The organism is Rhizobium sp. H4, from assembly GCF_003013335.1.
In the GTDB taxonomy this organism is placed as follows: Bacteria; Pseudomonadota; Alphaproteobacteria; order Rhizobiales; family Rhizobiaceae; genus Rhizobium; species Rhizobium sophoriradicis.
This window is the reverse complement of the sequence record NZ_PSOW01000010.1, coordinates 136402-157044: the sequence shown is the minus strand read 5'-3', so window position 1 is coordinate 157044 and position 20643 is coordinate 136402. Positions and strand designations below refer to the sequence as shown.

At 60.3% G+C, this 20643-nt stretch carries 17 protein-coding genes and 1 pseudogene; 13 read left to right on the top strand and 5 right to left on the bottom strand.

The annotated features are described in order from the left end of the window. The first annotated feature begins 151 nt into the window (after positions 1–151). From C4N04_RS17225 to treZ, 5 genes are all read left to right on the top strand, one after another. Positions 152–946: a response regulator gene (locus C4N04_RS17225; protein ID WP_020922074.1), complete on the top strand. Its 795-nt coding sequence runs from the start codon at positions 152–154 to the stop codon at positions 944–946. Between the two features lie 191 nt (positions 947–1137). Further along, complete coding sequence (locus C4N04_RS17220) at positions 1138–2133, top strand: sensor histidine kinase (protein WP_038690792.1); 996 nt, start codon at positions 1138–1140, stop codon at positions 2131–2133. 408 nt (positions 2134–2541) lie between these two features. After that, positions 2542–3903 carry an NAD(P)-dependent oxidoreductase gene (locus C4N04_RS17215; protein ID WP_077990079.1) on the top strand — a complete coding sequence of 454 codons (1362 nt, stop codon included), beginning with the start codon at positions 2542–2544 and terminating at the stop codon, positions 3901–3903. A gap of 15 nt (positions 3904–3918) precedes the next feature. Continuing rightward, entirely contained in the window at positions 3919–5232 is a 1314-nt protein-coding gene (gene preA, locus C4N04_RS17210; RefSeq protein WP_106796593.1) for an NAD-dependent dihydropyrimidine dehydrogenase subunit PreA, read from the top strand. A gap of 153 nt (positions 5233–5385) precedes the next feature. Further along, a complete protein-coding gene (treZ, locus tag C4N04_RS17205) occupies positions 5386–7335 on the top strand; it encodes a malto-oligosyltrehalose trehalohydrolase (protein WP_199852477.1) in 1950 nt (649 codons plus the stop codon). Between the two features lie 230 nt (positions 7336–7565). Here the strand turns inward: treZ and C4N04_RS17200 are convergent, their stop codons facing one another. The 3 genes from C4N04_RS17200 to C4N04_RS17190 all read right to left on the bottom strand — a co-directional run bounded on the left by C4N04_RS17200 (position 7566) and on the right by C4N04_RS17190 (position 10753). Continuing rightward, positions 7566–8000, bottom strand: coding sequence for a DUF6766 family protein (locus C4N04_RS17200; RefSeq protein ID WP_009990469.1), 435 nt, complete (start codon positions 7998–8000; stop codon positions 7566–7568). 72 nt (positions 8001–8072) lie between these two features. Further along, on the bottom strand, positions 8073–9110 hold the full coding sequence (locus tag C4N04_RS17195) for a TIGR03885 family FMN-dependent LLM class oxidoreductase (protein ID WP_106796592.1): 1038 nt from the start codon (positions 9108–9110) through the stop codon (positions 8073–8075). After that, positions 9107–10753, bottom strand: coding sequence for an alpha-amylase family protein (locus C4N04_RS17190; RefSeq protein WP_039621605.1), 1647 nt, complete (start codon positions 10751–10753; stop codon positions 9107–9109). Before C4N04_RS17190 ends, C4N04_RS17195 begins: the two co-directional genes overlap by 4 nt. 186 nt (positions 10754–10939) lie before the next feature. Here C4N04_RS17190 and C4N04_RS17185 point away from each other — a divergent pair, with 186 nt between their 5' ends. Both C4N04_RS17185 and C4N04_RS32190 read left to right on the top strand, forming a co-directional pair. Further along, on the top strand, positions 10940–11200 hold the full coding sequence (locus C4N04_RS17185; protein ID WP_245425595.1) for a hypothetical protein: 261 nt from the start codon (positions 10940–10942) through the stop codon (positions 11198–11200). 313 nt (positions 11201–11513) lie between these two features. Then, positions 11514–11603: an SEC-C metal-binding domain-containing protein gene (locus tag C4N04_RS32190; RefSeq protein ID WP_225880876.1), complete on the top strand. Its 90-nt coding sequence runs from the start codon at positions 11514–11516 to the stop codon at positions 11601–11603. Between the two features lie 275 nt (positions 11604–11878). Here C4N04_RS32190 and ftrA read toward each other — a convergent pair whose 3' ends face one another. Beyond that, a complete protein-coding gene (ftrA, locus tag C4N04_RS17170) occupies positions 11879–12880 on the bottom strand; it encodes a transcriptional regulator FtrA (RefSeq protein ID WP_106796591.1) in 1002 nt (333 codons plus the stop codon). 70 nt (positions 12881–12950) lie between these two features. Here ftrA and C4N04_RS17165 point away from each other — a divergent pair, with 70 nt between their 5' ends. The 3 genes from C4N04_RS17165 to C4N04_RS17155 all read left to right on the top strand — a co-directional run bounded on the left by C4N04_RS17165 (position 12951) and on the right by C4N04_RS17155 (position 16618). Then, positions 12951–13361 (top strand): rhodanese-like domain-containing protein, encoded by a 411-nt coding sequence (locus tag C4N04_RS17165; protein ID WP_106796590.1) that lies wholly within the window; start codon positions 12951–12953, stop codon positions 13359–13361. A gap of 153 nt (positions 13362–13514) precedes the next feature. Continuing rightward, complete coding sequence (locus tag C4N04_RS17160) at positions 13515–14051, top strand: biliverdin-producing heme oxygenase (protein WP_106796589.1); 537 nt, start codon at positions 13515–13517, stop codon at positions 14049–14051. Beyond that, entirely contained in the window at positions 14048–16618 is a 2571-nt protein-coding gene (locus C4N04_RS17155) for an HWE histidine kinase domain-containing protein (protein ID WP_106796588.1), read from the top strand. Before C4N04_RS17160 ends, C4N04_RS17155 begins: the two co-directional genes overlap by 4 nt. 3 nt (positions 16619–16621) lie before the next feature. Here the strand turns inward: C4N04_RS17155 and C4N04_RS17150 are convergent, their stop codons facing one another. Next, the gene (locus tag C4N04_RS17150; protein WP_106796587.1) at positions 16622–17299 is read right to left on the bottom strand and encodes a TetR family transcriptional regulator C-terminal domain-containing protein; all 678 of its coding nucleotides are present in this window, start codon (positions 17297–17299) and stop codon (positions 16622–16624) included. 275 nt (positions 17300–17574) lie between these two features. Here C4N04_RS17150 and C4N04_RS17145 point away from each other — a divergent pair, with 275 nt between their 5' ends. From C4N04_RS17145 to hydA, 3 genes and pseudogenes are all read left to right on the top strand, one after another. After that, complete coding sequence (locus C4N04_RS17145) at positions 17575–18828, top strand: Zn-dependent hydrolase (protein ID WP_106796586.1); 1254 nt, start codon at positions 17575–17577, stop codon at positions 18826–18828. Further along, a pseudogene (locus tag C4N04_RS17140) lies at positions 18828–19164 on the top strand (DUF559 domain-containing protein). Before C4N04_RS17145 ends, C4N04_RS17140 begins: the two are co-directional and overlap by 1 nt. Continuing rightward, positions 19161–20615, top strand: a complete 1455-nt coding sequence (gene hydA, locus C4N04_RS17135) for a dihydropyrimidinase (RefSeq protein WP_096763769.1) — start codon at positions 19161–19163, stop codon at positions 20613–20615. The pseudogene C4N04_RS17140 and the gene hydA overlap by 4 nt, the downstream one beginning before the upstream one ends. Positions 20616–20643 lie beyond the last annotated feature (28 nt).

Here is a 20643-nt window from a genome sequence, read left to right as displayed (position 1 = left end):
CCGCGGCGTGGGTCAAAATGCTACGCCCTTTCTTTGTCGGCTGGAATAATGCGGCGCGCCCAAAAAAGTTCCTGCTTTTCCGGAACTTTTTTATCAAGATGACGTTAACCGCTCATTGAAGCCAATGCCGGCCTGTATACAGGAGCCATTTATGACACTTTCTACTCGAATTGCGCCGCACCTGCCTTACCTGCGTCGCTATTCCCGCGCGCTGACCGGTACCCAGACTTCAGGTGACGCCTATGTCGCCGCCGTTCTTGAAGCAATCATCGCCGATCTGTCGATTTTCCCGGATACGGCGAATGACCGGGTCGCCCTCTACAAACTGTTTACGCAACTGTTTGGTTCCACTGCAGTCCAGATTCCAGAGCCGACCTCGCCATATGCGTGGGAACAGCGCGCCACCCTCAATCTGTCCAAAGTTTCGCCCGGCGCCCGTCAGGCCTTTTTGCTCGCTTCCGTGGAGAATTTCCGGGTCGCTGAAATCGCAGAAATTCTCGAGCTCGACGAACAGGATGTCATGCAGCTGCTCGACAAGGCTTCGCAGGAGATTTCCCGCCAGGTGGCAACCGATATCATGATCATCGAGGACGAGCCGTTGATCGCCATGGATATCGAACAGATGGTCGAAAGCCTCGGCCACCGCGTCACCGGCATCGCCCGCACCCATGCCGAAGCCGTCGCGCTCTACAACAAGACGAAGCCAAGCATGGTGCTCGCAGACATCCAGCTTGCCGACGGCAGCTCCGGCATCGATGCGGTCAACGACATTCTCAAGACGTCGAGCGTGCCGGTGATCTTCATCACCGCTTTCCCGGAACGGCTTCTGACGGGCGAGCGCCCCGAACCCACTTTCCTCGTCACCAAACCTTTCAACCCCGACATGGTCAAGGCACTGATCAGCCAAGCGCTTTTCTTCAATGAATCGACCAAAGTAGCCGCCTGAGACGCAATTTTCCGGCCTTCGGAACCAAACCGTCGAAACAGGCGTTCCGGTGCTGCCGGGACGCGCTGACGGCCTTAACGGTTTTTGCAGCGCTTTGTTCTAGAGTTGGCAGGCGGTTTCTGGAAGGCGTTCCCTTCAGCGACGTTCAAGATGTCACAAGGAAAGGCGGCCGAGTGAATACGACTGAACCATTGTCGGGCACGCCTTTCACCTTCGAAGGCAAAGCCGCAATGATGGAACGGGCGCTCGGGAGCGCCGGTATTTCAATTCTCTGCCAGGACGCCCGGCTTTCGATTTTCTACGCTGAAAATCTGCCGCCGCATTTCGCAGCGCTTTTCATGCCCGGCGGCACTGATGCCGGCCTTTTCGGTGACATCCATGGGCAGTATCTGACAGCGCTGAAACACAAGGTTCTGGAGACCGGCATCCCCAACAATGCCGAGGTCGAGATCGACGTCGACGGCGAAATGCGCACCTATGAACTGAAAATCCAGCGCACCGGTGACCGTGGCAGGCACGGGCTTCTGTCCGTCATGACTGAGGTCACCGAAAGCCGGCATCGTGAAAAAGTACTGAAATCGCTGCTGCGCGAACTCTCGCACCGTTCGAAGAACCTTCTCGCCATCATCCAGGGCATCGCTACGCAGACGGCGCGCAACACACTCTCTCTCGACAGCTTCCTCCTGAAATTCCGCGGGCGGCTGCAATCGCTTTCCAATTCCCAGGACCTGATCACGGATTCGAGCTGGCGCGGCGCCTATCTCTTCGAACTCGCCGAAAAACAATTCGCCCCCTACTGGCCGGAGACAGCCGGCTCCATGCCGATCTACGGCATCAACGCGCATCTGACGCCGAATGCCGCCGTACATCTCGGGCTCGCCCTCCACGAACTCATCGTCAACTCCGCCTCCTATGGCGCAATTGCCGGCGGCGCTGCCTCCATCACGCTCAACTGCCGGGAGGCTGCGATTGGCGACAGAAGGGCGATCGAAATCGCCTGGGCTGAAGTGCTGCAGGATCAGTCGGAAGTCCACGAATTCAGCGACAACAGCTTCGGCCGCACCGTGCTGGAGCGTGTCGTGCCCTCGTCGGTCAACGGCAAAGCGGAACTGAACCTTGTGCCCGGTCGCATCGAATATCGGCTGTGCATTCCGGAAACAGAATTCGAAATCTTCAGGCGTGTGTGAAAGCCTCAATGATAAACGGCAAACGGAAAAACAGCCGGTGCGAGGGCGGCGCACCGGCTGTCTTCACTCACCGGGAGGGGACCGTGAGTACGTCCGGATAGTGGGTTGGGGGCGCGCATGTTGGGTCGATGCGATCACCATCCGGATATCGCATTAACGAGGACGTCCAAGTTTGGTTCCCTGGGATCGTAAAAAAAATCCACTTTTTGAATCTTTTTTCGGACGCCCTGCCTGAGCCGAACCCGCAAATATTTCACTTACCCAAAGCGGGAGAATTTCTCCTGTGAAAACAGAAGCTTGCGCGGACGCCCGTAAGAGCGGATCGTGGAAATTTTACCGTTTGATAAATTTTTAAACCTGAGTTAGGCTTTCCCTCACAGGCCGTTTACCAATAATGAGGGAACTTCAATGGAACGACTGGAAACTGGGATTCATGCCGGCCGGCTTTCGCCCGCCGAGTATGAGGCTAACTTTTCCGATCTTCATCCACGCCTCGACAATCACGAGGCGCTGGTCGCCGCCGATCGCTGTTATTTCTGTTATGACGCGCCGTGCATGACGGCCTGTCCCACCTCGATCGACATTCCGCTGTTCATCCGGCAGATCTCAACCGGCAACCCGATCGGCTCGGCGAAGACGATTTTCGATCAGAACATCCTTGGCGGCATGTGCGCCCGCGTCTGTCCCACCGAAGAGCTCTGCGAACAGGCCTGCGTGCGCAACACCGCCGAAGAGCGTCCGGTCGAGATCGGCAGGCTGCAGCGTTATGCGACCGATGCCGCCATGCAGGCAGGCCGACAGTTCTATATCAGGGCCGACGCCACGGGAAAGAACATCGCCGTCGTCGGCGCCGGCCCGGCAGGCCTTGCCGCCGCCCATCGCCTGGCGGTGAAAGGCCACTCCGTCACCATCTACGATGGCAGGGAAAAATCTGGCGGCCTCAACGAATACGGCATCGCCACCTATAAGACGGTCGACGATTTCGCCCAGAAGGAAGTCGATTACGTCCTTTCGATCGGCGGCATCGAAGTCCGCCACGGCACCCTTCTCGGCCGCGATTTCTCGCTTGCCGACCTGCAGGCGCAATATGATGCCGTCTTCCTCGGCATCGGCCTTGCCGGCGTGAACGCCTTGCGCATCGAGGGCGAGAACCTTGCCGGGGTCGACGACGCCGTCGATTTCATCGCCGCACTGCGCCAGGCCGAAGACAAGGGCGACATCGCCATCGGCCGCCGTGTCGTCGTGCTCGGCGGCGGTATGACGGCGATCGACGCTGCCGTGCAGGCAAAGCTGCTCGGCGCCGAAGAGGTGACGATCTGTTACCGCCGCGGCAAGGAGCATATGAACGCCTCGGAATTCGAGCAGGATCTGGCCAGCTCCAAGGGGGTCATTATCCGCCATTGGCTGGCGCCAAAATCGATCCTGGCGCAGGACGGCAAGGTCGCCGCCATCGAAGTGGAATACACCAAGCTCGTCGAAGGTCGCCTGGTCGGTACCGGCGAGACCGGCGTGATCGCCGCCGACCAGATCTTCAAGGCGATCGGCCAGAGCTTCGACGCCTCCGGCCTCGGTTCGCTGCGCATGGAATCCGGCCGCATCGCCGTCGATGTCGAAGGCCGCACCTCCCTCGACGGCGTCTGGGCCGGCGGCGACTGCGTCTTCGGCGGCGAGGACCTCACGGTTTCCGCTGTTGCCCATGGCCGCGACGCGGCTGAATCCATCCATCGCGCCCTCTCCGCAGCAGCCGCTCCGGCTGTCGCGGTTGCTTGAAGGGGAGAATGAACCATGGCTGATCTGCGCAATAATTTCGTCGGCATCAAATCCCCGAATCCGTTCTGGCTGGCGTCTGCGCCGCCGACCGACAAGGCCTATAATGTCGAGCGCGCCTTCAAGGCCGGCTGGGGCGGCGTGGTATGGAAGACGCTCGGCGAAGAAGGCCCGCCCGTCGTCAACGTCAACGGCCCCCGCTACGGCGCCATCTGGGGCGCCGACCGCCGCCTGCTTGGCCTCAACAATATCGAGCTCATCACCGACCGCGACCTCTACACCAACCTGCGGGAGATGAAGCAGGTCAAGATGAACTGGCCGGACCGGGCGCTGATCGCCTCGATCATGGTGCCCTGCGAAGAGCAGGCCTGGAAATCGATCCTGCCGCTCGTCGAAGAGACCGGCGCCGATGGCATCGAGCTCAATTTTGGCTGTCCGCACGGCATGTCGGAGCGCGGCATGGGCTCGGCAGTCGGCCAGGTGCCGGAATATATCGAAATGGTCGTGCGCTGGTGCAAGCAGTACACCCGCATGCCCGTCATCACCAAACTGACGCCGAACATCACCGATATCCGCCGCCCAGCCCGCGCCGCCAAGGCCGGCGGCACCGACGCCGTCTCGCTGATCAACACGATCAATTCGATCGTCTCCGTCGACCTCGACAACTTCGCCCCCAACCCAACGGTCGGCGGCAAGGGCAGCCATGGCGGTTACTGCGGCCCGGCGGTCAAGCCGATCGCCCTCAACATGGTGGCCGAGATCGCCCGCGATCCTGAAACCTACGGCCTGCCGATCTCGGGCATCGGCGGCATCACCACCTGGCGCGACGCCGCCGAATTCCTCGTTCTCGGCGCCGGCAACGTCCAGGTCTGCACCGCGGCGATGACCTACGGCTTCAAGATCGTCGACGAGATGATCTCGGGCCTTTCCGACTGGATGGACGAAAAGGGTCATCGCACTCTCTACGACATCACCGGCCGCGCCGTGCCAAACGTCACCGACTGGCAGTATCTGAACCTCAACTATATCGCCAAGGCGAAGATCGACCAGGATGCCTGCATCAAATGCGGGCGCTGCCATATCGCTTGCGAGGACACCTCGCACCAGGCGATCACCAATGTCGTCAATGGCCTGCGCCATTTCGAGGTGATCGAAGAGGAATGCGTCGGCTGCAATCTCTGCGTCAACGTCTGCCCGGTCGAGAACTGCATCACCATGGAACCGCTGGCCGCCGGGAGCCTCGACAAACGCACCGGCCGCGTCGTCGATCCGAACTATGCCAACTGGACGACCCACCCGAACAATCCGATGGCCCGCCAGGCGGCGGAGTGACGGCTTTGCAACGCTGCGGACATGCCTAGTCCGCGGCGTTGTGCTGCCGCGAATGCCATCCGAGCTTGATTGGCAGCTCGGAGGTGACGAGGGCGCTTCTGGGAACATCATGACGCTGCCGAAGTTAGCGCAGGCGATCTCCACGAGAGACCTATGCGCGACAACCCTAGCAGCGAAAACTTGAAATCGATGCCCCCTGGTTCAGGCCGACGTCTCCCGATCGGAGCGGAGGTTGATGCTGGAGGTGTTTCATTCCGCATATGGGCTCCTGCGCGGGAACGCTGTTTCCTCGTGATTGACGACGTCGAGTATGAGATGACGGCGGAGGATGGCGGATATTTTCACCTTTATCTCGTTGGTCACGCTGCAGGCGCGAGATACCGGTTCCACTTCGGAGACGCGACCGATCTTCTTGCCGATCCTGCTTCGCGCTTTCAGCCCGATGGCCCATCGGGGCCTTCTGTTGTCGTGGATCCGGGGCGTTATCAGTGGAATGATCGTGATTGGCGAGGCATCCGCCCAATCGGAGTTGTTCTCTACGAGATGCACATCGGCACCTTCACTAGGGAAGGTACGTTTGTCGCGGCCAAGGAGAAGCTGGCGAAACTGCGCGCAATCGGCATCAACTGCCTTGAAATAATGCCGATCAATGAATTCGAAGGCGAATTCGGCTGGGGATATGACGGCACACTGCTATATGCTCCGACGCGCCTCTATGGAACTCCGGATGACGTGCGCGCCTTCATCGACGAGGCGCACCGGATCGGCATCGGGGTGATCCTCGACGTGGTCTACAACCACTTCGGTCACGGCGAGCGTTTCTGCGAGTTAACGCCCGATTATTTCACCGAGCGCTACTCGAACGAGTGGGGTAAGTCGATCAACTTCGATGGCCCGAACAGCCACGGCGTTCGGGAATATGTCGCAAAAAACGCGGCCTATTGGATCGACGAATACCATTTCGATGGTCTGCGTATCGATGCAACCCAGGCCTTGTTCGACTCGAGCCTGGAACACATCGTCACGGTCATCGCCAGGGAAGCGCGGGCCGCGGCAGGACAACGGCAGATCTATCTCGTGAGCGAAAATGAGCCGCAACAAACCGACATGGTGCGGCCGGCAGCGACGGGAGGGCATGGGCTGGACGCCTTGTGGAATGATGATTTCCATCGTTCCGCCACCGTCGCTCTGACCGGGCGCAACGAAGGGTACTACCATGATCATCGCGGTACAGCGCAGGAATTCGTGTCCGCCGCCAAATATGGCTGTCTGTTTCAGGGGCAGCGATATGACTGGCAAGACCGACCGAGGGGAACCGCCGGGCTCGACCTCAAACCGTGGAATTTCGTGCACTTCCTCCAAAATCACGACCAGATCGCCAATTCCGGCACCGGCGCCAGGATCGGCCAGATAACGTCGCCAGCCCGCCTTCGGGCCCTGACAGCTCTCCAGTTGCTGGGCCCGCAGACACCCATGCTCTTTCAAGGGCAGGAGTTTGGCGCCTCATCTCCCTTCTGTTATTTCGCAGATCATGACGGAGAATTCGCCGACACTGTACGGCAGGGTCGGCGTGAATTCATCAGCCAATTCCCCAATCTGAGGGACAAACGGCTCATCATCCAGATGGCGGACCCATGTGCCCGCGAGACGTTCGACAGCGCGAAGCTTGATTGGGCTGAATGTGAAAACAACGCGGCTGTCGTTCTTCTTCATCGCGACCTGCTCAAACTGCGTCAAACACACAAGGCCTTTTCTCGCCAAGCCTGCGCTCGTGATGGCCAGATAGACGGCAGCGTCCTATCGAGCTCCGCCTTTCTCCTGAGGTTTTTCGCTGAGCAACAGTCTGACGAGAGGCTGCTGCTAATCAACTTCGGCAAGGACCTCGTCATCGATAGTCTGCCGGATCCGCTTTTTGCTCCACCACAATGCCAGCAATGGCGTCTTTGCTGGTCGAGCGAGGACGCTTCTTACGGCGGCAGCGGACGCCGACCTTATGACTTTCAGAAGCGTTGGGTGTTGAATGGGGATATTGCTTTGGTTCTCGCCTCCGTAAAGGTGAGCAACGGTCGACCGGCCTCACCCGGCCCCACGAACGACCGTTAAGCCGGAATCTCGCGAGACGAAAACTCCGGCCCCTAACCGAAAACATCGCTCGCTCTGTAGAGGCCGGTTTGTGCAGCATCCTCTCAGGGCAAAGAAAACCGACATGCGGTCGATAAGGCGGGTCCAGACGACAAGCCGACGCTCATCGATATTCCGGCGCAACGAACGGGTTGCCCAGCTCAACCGTGATCGAGCCGATATGCGATGCGGGCGCCATCCTCCTGAGCGGTTCAGGTGGCGTCACCGATCCTTTCACGTCCCCGGCGCGTCTCCAGTTCGTGAGCGTATGGGCCGGCATGCCCGCCCGTTCTCATGAAGTGCCTATCTATCTCAGCGATGATCGCTTCAGCCTTCTCTCCACCATTCAATCTGATGAGAGCGTCCAATTTTGCTTCCGTACGATCGTCGTTTTCTTTCGAAGAGGGGGAGCCGATATAGAGGAAGTAGGCAAGACCAACGACCTGCCAGAGCAATTGCAGGAATTCGGACTGCCAGTTTTCAAAAGTGTCTCTGCTCATTTCCATGAGGTAGGCGTTGATCTCAGGCGTTTGCCCGTGGCTCTGCTGCTCGCCGACAAAGGCGAACCAGCCAAACAGCCAATGGCCGGCGAGCGAAAATAGGAAGAAGCCAACGGTGATCCAGGCATAGGCGTACTTTTTGAACATGATACCTCCTTAGACAGGTCTATTCTCGAGTGCGGTTGTGTGAGAGACCAGCCGCATTTGCCGACATGCTCATCAGCTGATCCCTGACCTGCCTTCCAAGTCATCCCGCGCAGAGCGATCGAAGGAAGCAACCGACGCTCCAGCCTGGAAGTTCGGCAGTACCTCGCGTCCGAAGATTTCGATGAACTCGCGCTGATTGCGCCCGACATTGTGAATATAGATCTGCTCGAATCCCATCGCGACATCGGCTTCCAGCCATTCGACATGCCGATGCGGCTCGGCCGAGATGCGAACGTGCTCATCCATATCCTCCGGCCGCACCTTGAGGCAGGCCTCGTCGAACTCCTCCGGCAATCGAAGCGTCTCGGAGATAGCGGCGGAAATCGCGTTGCTGCGCCACTGGTCGTAGGCGTTTGTCCTGGCTTCGTCTTCGGACCCGGCATAGGAAATGTGCGTCTGTAAGTAGAGTGGCTTTCCTGCCCCGCCTCCACGCCGGAAGGCATCGACGATCTCGCCAAGCTTGTACCGCGGCTGATTGATGGTGATGAGCGCATCCGCCCAACTGCCTGCCCACTCTGCCGTGTTTGGCGACAGCGCGCCGGCGACAATCCGTGGAAGGTCGTCGGGAAGTGTATGAACGCGTGCCTGATCGACTTTGATGGGCTCTGCGCGACTGACAAGCTTCCCCGACCATAAATCCCGCATGATTTCCACCGCCGCCCTCAGCCGCTCATTTCTTTCGGGTTTCGAGGGCCAGCGGTCGCCGGTGACATGCTCATTCATCGCCTGCCCGCTGCCGACGGCAATCCACGGCAAGCGCCCTGGAAACATCTGCGCGACCGTCGCGCCCGCCTGTGCGGTCATTGCCGGATGATAACGCCAGCCCATCGGAACGGTAATGATACCGAACGGAATAGAGTGCGTGGCCTGGAGCGCCGCCCCTAGCCAAGCCCATGCAAAGCCAGACTGACCTTGCCTCTCGCTCCATGGCGTCAGGTGGTCCGACGACATCACCGCCTGGAAACCTGCGGCCTCTGCGGCTTGCACATGTCCGAGGAGCTCGCTTGGCGAAAATTGTTCGTGGGACGCGTGATAACCGATCAGCGTCATGATCCGTTCCCTTCCGAAATAAACCAGTGATAGGCGTAGGGCTCAAGCTCAAGGCGCGGATGGGCGACCCCCTCGTACTCCATGTTGCCTATGAGATCTCGAAAGCGTTTGGGTTGCATGCCGCCGAAGTTGATTTCTGTTCTGATGTGCCGATCCGCAAGATTATGGACGAGCAGCAGAAGCGCGCCGGCCGCTTCAAAACCGTGGACCAAAACAGCCGGATCGCCGGCGCTCAGCCTCACCAGCCGGCCCTTGGTGAAAAGCGGCTGGTTCCTGCGTAGGAAAATAAAGCGCTTAACCCTGTTCAATAGAGAATTCGGGTCCTCACACTGGTCGGCCACGTTCACCTTTCTATAGGAAAACGGCCCCTCGACGACGAGCGGCTGGCATAGCTTTCCGCTGCTGGCGCTGGAGAACCCCGCGTTCCTCTCCCCTGACCACTGCATCGGTACCCGCACGGTGCTGCGTCCGGGCTGAGAGAGGTCCTCCCCAATGCCAATCTCGTCCCCGTAGACGATAAGCGGCGGCCCGCTCAGAGAAAAGATGATGCTGAAGGCAAGTTCGATCCGCTGCTGATTGCCACCTAGCATGGGCGCGACGCGGCGGCGGATGCCGCGGCCGAAGGCCTGCATCTCTTCCTTCGGCGCAAAGGCGTCGAAGACATTCTTCTTCAAATCCGCCGGAACCTGTGAAAAATCGAGCTCATCGAGGTTGCGCAAGAAATTTACCCAGCCGCAACCCGCTGGCGGCTCCGGAAGCAGGCTCAGTCCTTGGTTGATGGAGGCCGCGTCCTCTCTGGCGAAACCTGCGAAGAGGTAGCAGGCGAGCATGAAATTCAGCAGAAGATGAAGTTGGTCCCCCTCTCCAAAGAAGGCGTCGGAAGCCTCCGGCCGAAGATTGACTTCTCCGAGAAGCACACCGCCCGGTCGCCTGCTGTGCAGATAGCTTCCAATCTGCCTCAATACGCCATGTGGATCGCGGGGGTTGGCGTGTTCGAACCCCTTGTCGGCAATAATAAGTGGAGCCGCGTCCAGCCTGAACCCGCTGACGCCGAATGCAATCCAGTAATCGACGATACGCAATATCTCTTCACGCACCTGCGGATTTGCAATATTCAGTTCAGGCTGAAAGTCGTAGAAGTTATGGAAATAATAGGCTCTCGCCACCTCATCGTAGGTCCAGAGGCTGTTCACTTCGCCCGGAAAAATCGACTTCGCCCCGGAAGCGACGGGTGGAGGGTCGGCGCTCCAGACATAGTAATCGCGGTAGCGCGTCTCGTCGTCGTGTCTGGCGGCTTGGAACCAGGGGTGCTGATCAGAGGTGTGATTGACGACGAGGTCGATAATGACGCGAATGCCGTGCTCACCAGCGCTGTGCAGAAAAGCCAGGAAATCTTCAAGCGTCCCCACCTTCGGGTTGATCGAGTAAAAATCACTGACGTCATAACCGTTGTCGCGGTCAGGACTGCGATAAAACGGAAGGAGCCAGATGCAGGTGATGCCAAGCTCCGAAAGATATGTCAGCTTTTCCGCAAGACCGATGAAGTCACCAATGCCGTCGCCATTGCCATCCGCAAATTTCTCAACATCTATACTGTAGATCACGGCCTCCTTATACCAGCTACTGCTTCGGTTCGGCTCCACGACGGTCTCCTGTTAGTCCTTGCTGGAAACATCTAACGGTTCCGGAGGGGCTGAGTTCCTTGGATCCTCTCAGGTTCACTGGCGTCGCAGGATGATGGAGGGTGTTTTTCCTGTCGGAACCTGCCGGCACCGGAGGAGTTCATCCGCGGAGCAAACGAGAACGGCCGCGATAGCGCTCGCACTCCAATGCATTGGAGCACCGCCCCCTATGGCGGCTTTTCGACCGGTGTGCCTTGGATCGAAGTCAATCCCAACTATTCGAAAGTCAATGCCGAAGCGGCCACTATGGACGAGAAGTCGATCTGGAACCACTATCGCAAGCTGATCGCCCTCCGGAAGACGCACCCGCTCATCGTCTACCGCGAATACCGATCCTGGCTCGACCAACACCCCAATGTCTTCGTCTATACCCGTACGCTCGATAGCGACGATCAGCGAAACCATTGAGCTCAAGCCATACGAGGCGTTCGCCATAAGCGTCTGAGTGAAGCTCCGAAACGAACATGGCAGGTCTCGCCGGGACCAGAGTGACGGCTTTGCAACGCCGTTGACAAAGGTGATCCGCAGCGTTGCATTGAACCGGCAATAGATTTATGTCGAACTCGCTGCACGATCGCAGCGTGTACCGCAGAGGAGGCAGCCATGGCTCGCAAACACCTCACCGACTTCAGCTTTTGAGGTCACGTCGAAACGACGTAAATCCTTCCCGTCCGAAGCCCGGGTCAAGACCGGTTCGCAGATCGTTCATGGCGATGTCGAATTGATCGAAAAACTCGGCCGCAACGATCCCTGCCCCTGCGGTTCCAGGAGGCGGTTTCAAGAATTGCTGCCTGCATTCCGGCCGCTATGACGGCATTCAACGGGATTACTATTTTTAGAAACCGTGACTGAAGGTGGCGGCGCCCTTTACAGAAGGGCGCCCCCTCATCATGCGGGCAGAGCAACATGCCGGATCACAGCTGGAAAGCCTTGACCTCGTTGCCCCGCTCGATGGTCCGGTTGGCGACGAAACGTCCGGATTTCGCCGCCGCCTGCTTCTCAGCCTCGATTTGGTGCAACATTGCTTGAAGGCGCCGAAGCGCCAGGGCTTTGTTGCGGTGCTGGGAATTGCAAGCATGAGGCGTGCTAACCGCAGAATGATTTCCGATAGGCGCCTGGGCTCGTCCCCAGCCTCCGACGAAAATGATGCCGCATGGTCGCCAGCGTGCCGAAGCCGCTTGATATCGCGATGTCGTCGAGCGATACCGCAAGCTCTTTCTCGAGAAGATCGCGCGCGTGCCGCAGCCGCTCCTTCAGCAGCCACTCGCCGACACTCTCACCCGTTGCGGCTTCGAAGCGGCGTTGAAAGGTGCGCATGCTCATGCCCGCTCTTTTGGCGAGCAGATTGATCGGCTGCTCCTCGGACAGGCTTTCCCGCATCCATTCGATCAGCGGCCCGAGACGGAGGCCCTCGCGCTCTTCCGGCACGGGAGCCGCGATGAACTGCGCCTGCCCGCCCTCACGATGCGGCGGAACGACGAGACGTCGCGCAACGCTGTTTGCGGCATCCGGGCCGAAATCACTGCGCACCACATGCAAGCAGAGATCGATGCCGGCCGCGCTTCCCGCCGCCGTCAGAATGCTGCCCTCGTCCACGTAGAGAACATCGGCGTCAAGAGTGATGTCGGGATAACGCGCTGCGACCGAGGCGACGTAGCGCCAATGCGTGGTCGCCCGCCGTCCGGCGAGCAGACCGGCCCCAGCAAGCACGGCAACGCCGGAGCAGAGCGACATGATGCGCGCGCCGCGCTGATGGGCTGCCCTAAGCGCTGCGGCGAGCGGCGCAGGCACCGGCGCATCGATCGCCCGCCAGCCCGGCACGACAATCAGGTCCGCCTCCTCAAGCACCTCCAGTCCCTTGCCGACGGCGACCGTCAACCCGCCGGCGGCGCGCAGCGGCCCCGGCTCGATACCGCAGACGGAGAAGCGATACCAGCCTTCGCCCATCTCCGGGCGCGGCAGGCCGAAGACCTCATAGGCGATGCCGAATTCGAAGGTGCAAAGCCCATCATAGGCAAGGGCTGCGACCAGGGGGCCTTTCGTCTGATGCGGCGATGTGTTTGGCATGATTTTTACGGTGTCAGTCATGATGGCCAATTTCGCAAAGCTGTAGCATCGGCGATACCAGGCTGCAATTCCAACACGAAAGGAAAGACATATGCCAAGCCCTGTCGCCGAAATACCCGCCGCCGAGCCCGATCTCGCCGCCGCCCATTATGCCGCCAAGCTCGCCTTCGAAACCGATTGCTCGGATGTCCATGCTGCCTTTGCCGGCGCCAAGGTCGATTTCGTTCTCCTCGACGTGCGCTCGCCGGCCCTGTTTGCGCAATCCCATGTACCTGGCGCGATCAATCTTCCGCACGGCAAGATGACCGCGCACCGCATGTCGGAATGGGCAAGGGACACGCTGTTCGTCGTCTATTGCGCCGGTCCCCACTGCAACGGCGCCGATAAGGCCGCTTTCCGCCTCGCCAAGCTCGGCCTGAGGACGAAGTTGATGATCGGCGGCATGACCGGCTGGGCCGACGAGGGCTTTGCCTTCGAAAGCGCGGCCATAGCTGCCGAATAAGACGGACAATGCCCTCATCATGCGGTCACATGGAGTTGAGGGAAGCCCATGTTTTTCTATGGGTTTCCCTGGAAATACGGGAATGCTGCAATATATCGCTAGTTCATCCTCAGATGAACGGCACCCTATGCCATAATCCGTAGACCGGTCCGCATGTCACTTCGCAGCGTGCTTCGCGCACAAACAGCAGATTGCCACGCCGAGGTCGATATGCTTTTCGGCACGTTCGATCTTTCCAATAGAGAGCGGTATAGGACATTCCTGCGCGCGCATGCCCGGATCGTGCCGGCCGCCGAAAATGCGATCGAGAATGCCGGAATCCTCCGCCTGCTGCCCGACTGGTCGGAACGCAGACGCGCGCCGCTGCTCTTTGCCGATATCCGCGCGCTCGGCGATCAAATGCCGGCGCTCCTTCCGCCGCCGGCGCTCGGCTGCGAAGCGGCACTCTGGGGAGCGCTCTATGTGCTCGAAGGCTCCAAGCTCGGCGGCGCTCTGCTCGCCAAGTCCGTGCCGGATCACCTGCCGAGCAGCTATCTCGCGCCGCGAGGGCCGAAGGGCGCCATGCGTCTCTTCATGGAGCGCCTCGACGCGAGCGATGTCGACGACCCCGCGGCAGCCGTCTCCGCGGCCCGCACCGTCTTCGATCTCTTCCTCAAAGCCGGTCAGCTTGAACTGGAAGCCGTCCCATGAGCGGCACACGCGAACCCGTCGACCTCACCAATTGCGACCGCGAGCCGATCCATCAGCTCGGCGCAATCCAGCCCTTCGGCTTTCTGCTGGCAGTATCTTCGGATTGGATCGTCACACGCGCCTCCGTAAACCTTGCAGACTTTCTGGGCGTGACACAGGCCGATGCTCTCGGCCGTCCCGCTTCCACGCTGATCATGCCCGAAGCGCTCCATGCGATCCGCAATAAGCTCACCACCTTGCGCGGTGCCGATGTCGTCGAGCGCATTTTCGCGATCGCCCTGACGCCCGATCAATCCAAGTTTGACGTTGCCGTGCACTTCAATGAAGATCAGGTCATCATCGAAGGCGAGCGCTGCCAGGAAGACAGGCGCAACGCCCCTTCCCTCTCCATGCGCAGCATGATCTCCCGCCTCGACCAAACGGAAACGCTGGATGCCTTCTTCCGCGAGGGGGCAAGACAGGCGCGCGCCCTGACCGGCTTCGATCGGGTCATGGTCTATCGTTTCGACGAAGGCGGTTCCGGCGAGGTTGTAGCCGAAGCCGCCCGCAGCGGCATCGGCTCGTTCCTGGGACTGCATTATCCCGCTTCCGACATCCCGGTGCAGGCGCGAGCGCTTTACCTGCGCAACCTGTTCCGCATCATTGCCGATGTCGATGCCGTTCCGGTCCCGGTCCTTCCGGAACGCGACGAACGCGGCCAGCCGCTCGATCTCTCCATGTCGGTGCTGCGCTCGGTTTCGCCGATCCACATCGAATATCTGAAGAATATGGGCGTCGGCGCTTCGCTCTCCATATCGATCGTGGTGGATGGCAAGCTCTGGGGCCTATTTGCCTGCCACCATTACGGCCCGCGCCTGCCGTCGGCTCAAAGCCGCTCCACCGCCGAACTCTTCGGTCAGATGTTCGCGTCGCGTCTGGAAAGCCGGGAACGGCGGTTGGCGCTCGACTATGAGACCAAGGCGCGTCGCATCGCCGACCGGCTTCTCACCTCCGTCGCCGACAATGCCAGTCTGCTCGACGACCCGGCCTGGCTGATCGAGGCGCTCGCCGACGCCATTCCTGCCGACGGGATCGGTGTGTGGATCAACGGACGGCTGGCGCTTGCCGGCATCGGGCCGGATGAGAAAAATTTTGCAGCTCTCGTCCGCCATCTCAATCGCAACGCCGCCGGCCGCATCTATGCCGTCGACAGGCTTTCCGAAACCTATCCGGAGCTGGGGATCGACGGTGCGGTGGCGGGCATGCTGGCGATCCCGATCTCGCGCTCGCCGCGCGATTATGTCGTGCTCTTCCGCCAGGAGCTGGTGCGGACCGTCCGTTGGGGCGGCGACCCGCACAAGCCGGTGGAATATGGACCCAACGGCCCGAGGCTGACGCCGCGCAAGAGTTTCGAGGCCTGGTCGGAACTGGTGCGCGGCCGCTCACTTCCGTTCACGGAAGCGGAGCGCCGCGTCGCCGAAACGATCCGCGCCACTTTGATCGAGGTGGTTTTGCGCCTGACGGACGAGGCCAGCATGGCGCGCCAGATGGCAAATGAGCGACAAGAGCTGCTGATCGCCGAACTCAACCACCGCGTCCGCAACATACTGAGCCTGATCACCGGCATCATCCGCCAGTCGCAGACAACCTCCGTGAGCCTCAGCGACTACATCCGCCAGATCGAGGGCCGCGTCCAGTCACTCGCCCGTGCTCATGACCAGATTACCCGCGATCACTGGGCGCCTGCTTCGCTTCGGCAATTGCTGCTGGCCGAGACCGCCGCCTATCTTGGCAAATATGCGCAACGCATTCAGATGCGCGGCGAGGACGTGCTGCTAGAGCCGCAGGCCTTTTCCACCGCTGCCCTTGTTTTCCACGAGCTGATGACCAACAGCGCCAAATATGGCAGCCTTTCCGGCACTGGCAGCGGCATCGTCGAACTCGGCTGGTCCCGCGATGACGAAGGCAATCTGCGCATTGGCTGGCGCGAAAAGGATGGCCCCCCCGTCACCGAACCCACGCATCACGGCTTCGGCTCGACGATCATTCGGCGCTCAATTCCCTATGACCTCGGCGGCAAGGCCGAAGTGCGCTACAACAGGAACGGGCTCGAAGCGGATTTCTTCATTCCGGGGCGGTATGTTGTCCGCCCGACGAGTGAGCGATCAGATTCAACACCGTTCGGCGCAGCTGCACCCAAGCTGATTGCAGGCGGTCGACAGCCGCTTTCCGGCCTGAGCGTGCTGCTGGTGGAAAACAACCTGATCATTGCCATGGACGGCGAAGATATATTGCGCCGGCTAGGCGCCGAAGTAGCAACCGTACCAAGCGTTGCCGAGGCCATGGAAATCCTGGACCACCGGTCCTTCGACCTGGCGCTTCTCGATGTCGATCTCGGCGATGAGACCAGCTTCGGGATTGCCGACCGACTGGCAGCCGGAGGTGTGCCCTTCATTTTTGCCACAGGCTATGGCGAGGGCATCGCCCAGGCGAACAGCCATTCGGATGCGCCCGTTTTACAAAAGCCCTATACGATGGAAGCTGTGACGGACAGTCTCGCCCGTCTGCCGCTTCCTAAACGTAGGTAGACATCAGCTTTCGGAGCGATCCGGCCGCAGCCCGCCGATGAAGAGCTGTTCCAGAAACCGCGCCGCATCCTCGAAGCGGCCCTCGCCGGCATGCTCCTGTCCGAGCACAGCACGCACTTGTACGTCGAAATCCGCATAATGCTGGGTCGTCGACCAGATCGAGAAGATCAGGTGGTATGGGTCGCATTCGATGATCTTGCCCGATTTCGTCCAGGCGCGGATGACCTCCGCCTTCTCGTCGACCAGTTCCTTCAGCGGACCCTTCAGCTCGTCCTCGATATGCGGCGCGCCCTGCAGCACCTCATTGGCGAAGAGCCGGCTTTCCCGTGGAAAATCGCGGGCCATCTCCAGCTTGCGTCTGATATAGCTGCGGATTTCCTCTTCCGGATTGCCTTCGGCGTCGAAGGCGCGCAACGGCTCCAGCCAGGTGTAAAGCACCCGGTCGATCAGCGCCCGGTGCATGGCTTCCTTGGTGCGAAAGTAATAAAGCAGGTTGGGTTTCGACATGCCGGCCACTTCGGCGATCTGGTCGATGGTCGAGCCGCGGAAGCCGCTTGCCGAAAACACGTCGAGCGCCGCTTCCAGGATCTGCTCTTCCTTCTCCTCCTGGATTCGCGTCCGCCTCAGGGTTTTCGCTGCTCTCGGTATGGTCACAGGCTGTCGTTTCCCCTTGAAATTCAACTTCTTCGCTCAAGTTTTCGACTGGCGGCGACCCTGCCGCTTGCTTGAGCAACTGCCCGTATTTTTATCGGCAATTTTCGTGATTTTCGTCTTGAGCCCGGCGATGGAAGTTGTAATGTTTACCAATCGGTCAAATTATCCGCCAGATGAAAAACAAAGGCAACTGGCGATTTTCCGGCGCTCGACAAAACCAATAAGAGGCGCAGGAATAGACCACGGGAACAGGCAGGCATGCCACTTCGCATGACTGCCGCAAACAGGTGAGGGCTTGAAAAATGGTGGCAGCACCAGGCGAGAACATGCGCGTCAATGGCGACCGTCTCTGGGACAGTCTCATGGACATGGCGAAGATCGGACCGGGCATCGCCGGCGGCAACAATCGCCAGACGCTGACGGATTCGGATGCCGAAGGCCGCAGCCTGTTCAAGACATGGTGTGACGACGCGGGCCTCACCATGGGCATCGACCAGATGGGCACGATGTTCGCCACCCGCCCCGGCACCGATCCCGATGCTTTGCCCGTCTATGTCGGCTCGCATCTCGACACTCAGCCCACCGGCGGCAAATATGATGGCGTTCTCGGGGTGCTCGCGGCTCTCGAGGTCGTGCGCACCATGAACGACCTCGGCATCAGAACCAAACACCCGATCGTTGTGACCAACTGGACGAACGAGGAAGGCGCCCGTTTTGCCCCGGCCATGCTGGCCTCGGGCGTCTTCGCCGGAGTGCACAGCCTCGACTTTGCCTATAATCGCAAGGATCCCGAGGGCAATCTGTTCGGCGACGAGCTGAAGCGCATCGGCTGGGTCGGCGACGAAGAGGTCGGCGCCCGCAAGATGCACGCCTATTTCGAATATCACATCGAACAGGGCCCGATCCTCGAAGCCGAGAACAAGCAGATCGGCGTCGTCACCCACTGTCAGGGCCTGTGGTGGCTGGAATTCACCCTTACCGGCAAGGAGGCCCATACCGGCTCGACGCCGATGAACATGCGCGTCAATGCCGGCCTTGCGATGTCGCGCATCCTGGAAATGGTTCAGGGCGTGGCGATGGGCGAGCAACCGGGCGCAGTCGGCGGCGTCGGCCAAGTCTTCTTCTCGCCGAATTCCCGCAACGTGCTGCCGGGCAAGGTGGTCTTCACCGTCGATATCCGCTCGCCCGACAAGGCCAAGCTCGACCGCATGCGGGCAAAGATCGAGTCGGAAGCGCCTGGCATCTGCGATGCCCTGGGTGTCGGCTGCTCCATCGAGGCGATCGGCCATTTCGCCCCCGTCAGCTTCGACGAAAAGCTCGTCACCGCGGTTCGCTCCGCCGCCGAACGCCTCGGCTACACCCACATGAACCTCATCTCCGGCGCCGGCCACGACGCCTGCTGGGCCGCCAAGGTCGCGCCCGCGACGATGGTCATGTGCCCCTGCGTCGGCGGCCTCTCGCACAACGAAGCGGAAGAGATTTCCAAGGAATGGGCGACGGCGGGCGCCGATGTGCTGTTCCATGCGGTGGTCGAGACGGCGGAGATCGTGGTGTGATGTCTGATGTCTCGCCCGGAGCCCCCTCATCCGACCCTTCGGCCACCTTCTCCCCGCTGGGGAGAAGGGAGCGGCTAACGTTGCGTCTTCCCCCTTCTCCCAAAGTCGACGGCTTCCAGCACGCCGAAACCACGACGGATCAACGCCGAACCGAATGGCTCAATGCCAAATGGCTATTCGGTCCTGCGCTTCTGGAATCAGGAAATCTCGCGCGAGCGGCGCTCCGTACTCGAAACGATCCTTGCGGCCTTGCAGGGCCGACTCGAATTCAGTCCCGAACTGCCCGGCTTCTATTCGCCAGCCGCATTCACAAATAAGGATAGGCAACGATCATGACCACAGTCATCAAAAACGGTACCATCGTCACGGCCGACCTCACCTATAAGGCTGACGTCAAGATCGACGGCGGCAAGATCGTCGAGATCGGTCCGGACCTCTCCGGCGACGAGACGCTCGATGCCTCCGGCTGTTATGTCATGCCTGGTGGTATCGACCCGCACACCCATTTGGAAATGCCCTTCATGGGCACCTATTCCTCCGACGATTTCGAAAGCGGTACGCGCGCGGCCCTTTCCGGCGGCACGACCATGGTGGTCGATTTCGCCCTTCCCGCCCCGGGCCAGTCGCTGCTCGAAGCGCTGACCATGTGGGACAACAAATCGACGCGGGCCAATTGCGACTATTCCTTCCACATGGCAGTCACCTGGTGGAGCGAGCAGGTCTTCAAGGAGATGGAGACCATCGTCCGCGACAAGGGCATCAACACCTTCAAGCACTTCATGGCCTATAAGGGCGCACTGATGGTTGATGACGACGAGATGTTCGCCTCCTTCCAGCGCTGCGCCGAACTCGGCGCGCTGCCGCTCGTGCATGCCGAAAATGGCGACGTCGTCGCCTCGATGTCGGCAAAGCTGCTCGCCGAAGGCAATAACGGCCCCGAGGCGCATGCCTATTCCCGTCCGGCTGAAGTCGAGGGCGAGGCCACCAACCGCGCCATCATGATCGCCGACATGGCCGGCTGCCCAGTCTATATCGTCCATACCTCCTGCGAACAGGCGCATGAAGCGATCCGCCGCGCCCGCGCCAAGGGCATGCGCGTCTATGGCGAGCCGCTGATCCAGCATCTGACGCTGGACGAAAGCGAATATTCCAATCCCGACTGGGATCACGCCGCCCGCCGCGTCATGTCGCCGCCCTTCCGCAGCAAGCAGCATCAGGACAGCCTCTGGGCCGGGCTTGCCTCCGGCTCGCTGCAGGTGGTCGCCACCGACCATTGCGCCTTCACCACGGCACAGAAGCGGTTCGGCGTCGGCGACTTCACCAAGATCCCGAACGGCACCGGCGGTCTCGAAGACCGCATGCCGATGCTCTGGACCCACGGCGTCAACACCGGCAGGCTGACGATGAACGAATTCGTCGCCGTCACCTCGACCAATATCGCCAAGATTCTCAACATCTATCCGAAGAAGGGCGCGATCCTCGTCGGCGCCGATGCGGACATCGTTGTCTGGGACCCAAACCGTTCGAAGGTCATCTCGTCCAAGGCCCAGCAGTCGGCGATTGATTACAACGTCTTCGAGGGCAAGGAAGTGACGGGCCTGCCACGCTTCACGCTGACGCGCGGCGTGGTCGCCATCGAGGAAAGCACGATCAAAACCCGCGAGGGCCACGGCGAATTCGTGAGGCGCGAACCGGTCACTGCCGTCAGCAAGGCACTATCCACCTGGAAGGAGATCACCTCTCCGCGCAAGGTGGAACGAAGCGGCATTCCGGCAACCGGCGTATGACGATGGAGCATAATGATACGGCCATCAA

Excerpts from the sequence above, each read along its gene's own strand:
- C4N04_RS17155 (WP_106796588.1), top strand. The coding sequence starts at position 14,048 with ATGAGCGGCACACGCGAACCCGTCGACCTCACCAATTGCGACCGCGAG.
- treZ (WP_199852477.1), top strand. The coding sequence starts at position 5,386 with ATGCGCGACAACCCTAGCAGCGAAAACTTGAAATCGATGCCCCCTGGT.
- C4N04_RS17160 (WP_106796589.1), top strand. The coding sequence starts at position 13,515 with ATGTCACTTCGCAGCGTGCTTCGCGCACAAACAGCAGATTGCCACGCC.
- C4N04_RS17165 (WP_106796590.1), top strand. The coding sequence starts at position 12,951 with ATGCCAAGCCCTGTCGCCGAAATACCCGCCGCCGAGCCCGATCTCGCC.
- hydA (WP_096763769.1), top strand. The coding sequence starts at position 19,161 with ATGACCACAGTCATCAAAAACGGTACCATCGTCACGGCCGACCTCACC.
- C4N04_RS17185 (WP_245425595.1), top strand. The coding sequence starts at position 10,940 with ATGCATTGGAGCACCGCCCCCTATGGCGGCTTTTCGACCGGTGTGCCT.
- preA (WP_106796593.1), top strand. The coding sequence starts at position 3,919 with ATGGCTGATCTGCGCAATAATTTCGTCGGCATCAAATCCCCGAATCCG.
- ftrA (WP_106796591.1), bottom strand. The coding sequence starts at position 12,880 with ATGACTGACACCGTAAAAATCATGCCAAACACATCGCCGCATCAGACG.
- C4N04_RS17200 (WP_009990469.1), bottom strand. The coding sequence starts at position 8,000 with ATGTTCAAAAAGTACGCCTATGCCTGGATCACCGTTGGCTTCTTCCTA.
- C4N04_RS17215 (WP_077990079.1), top strand. The coding sequence starts at position 2,542 with ATGGAACGACTGGAAACTGGGATTCATGCCGGCCGGCTTTCGCCCGCC.
- C4N04_RS17145 (WP_106796586.1), top strand. The coding sequence starts at position 17,575 with ATGGTGGCAGCACCAGGCGAGAACATGCGCGTCAATGGCGACCGTCTC.
- C4N04_RS17195 (WP_106796592.1), bottom strand. The coding sequence starts at position 9,110 with ATGACGCTGATCGGTTATCACGCGTCCCACGAACAATTTTCGCCAAGC.
- C4N04_RS17225 (WP_020922074.1), top strand. The coding sequence starts at position 152 with ATGACACTTTCTACTCGAATTGCGCCGCACCTGCCTTACCTGCGTCGC.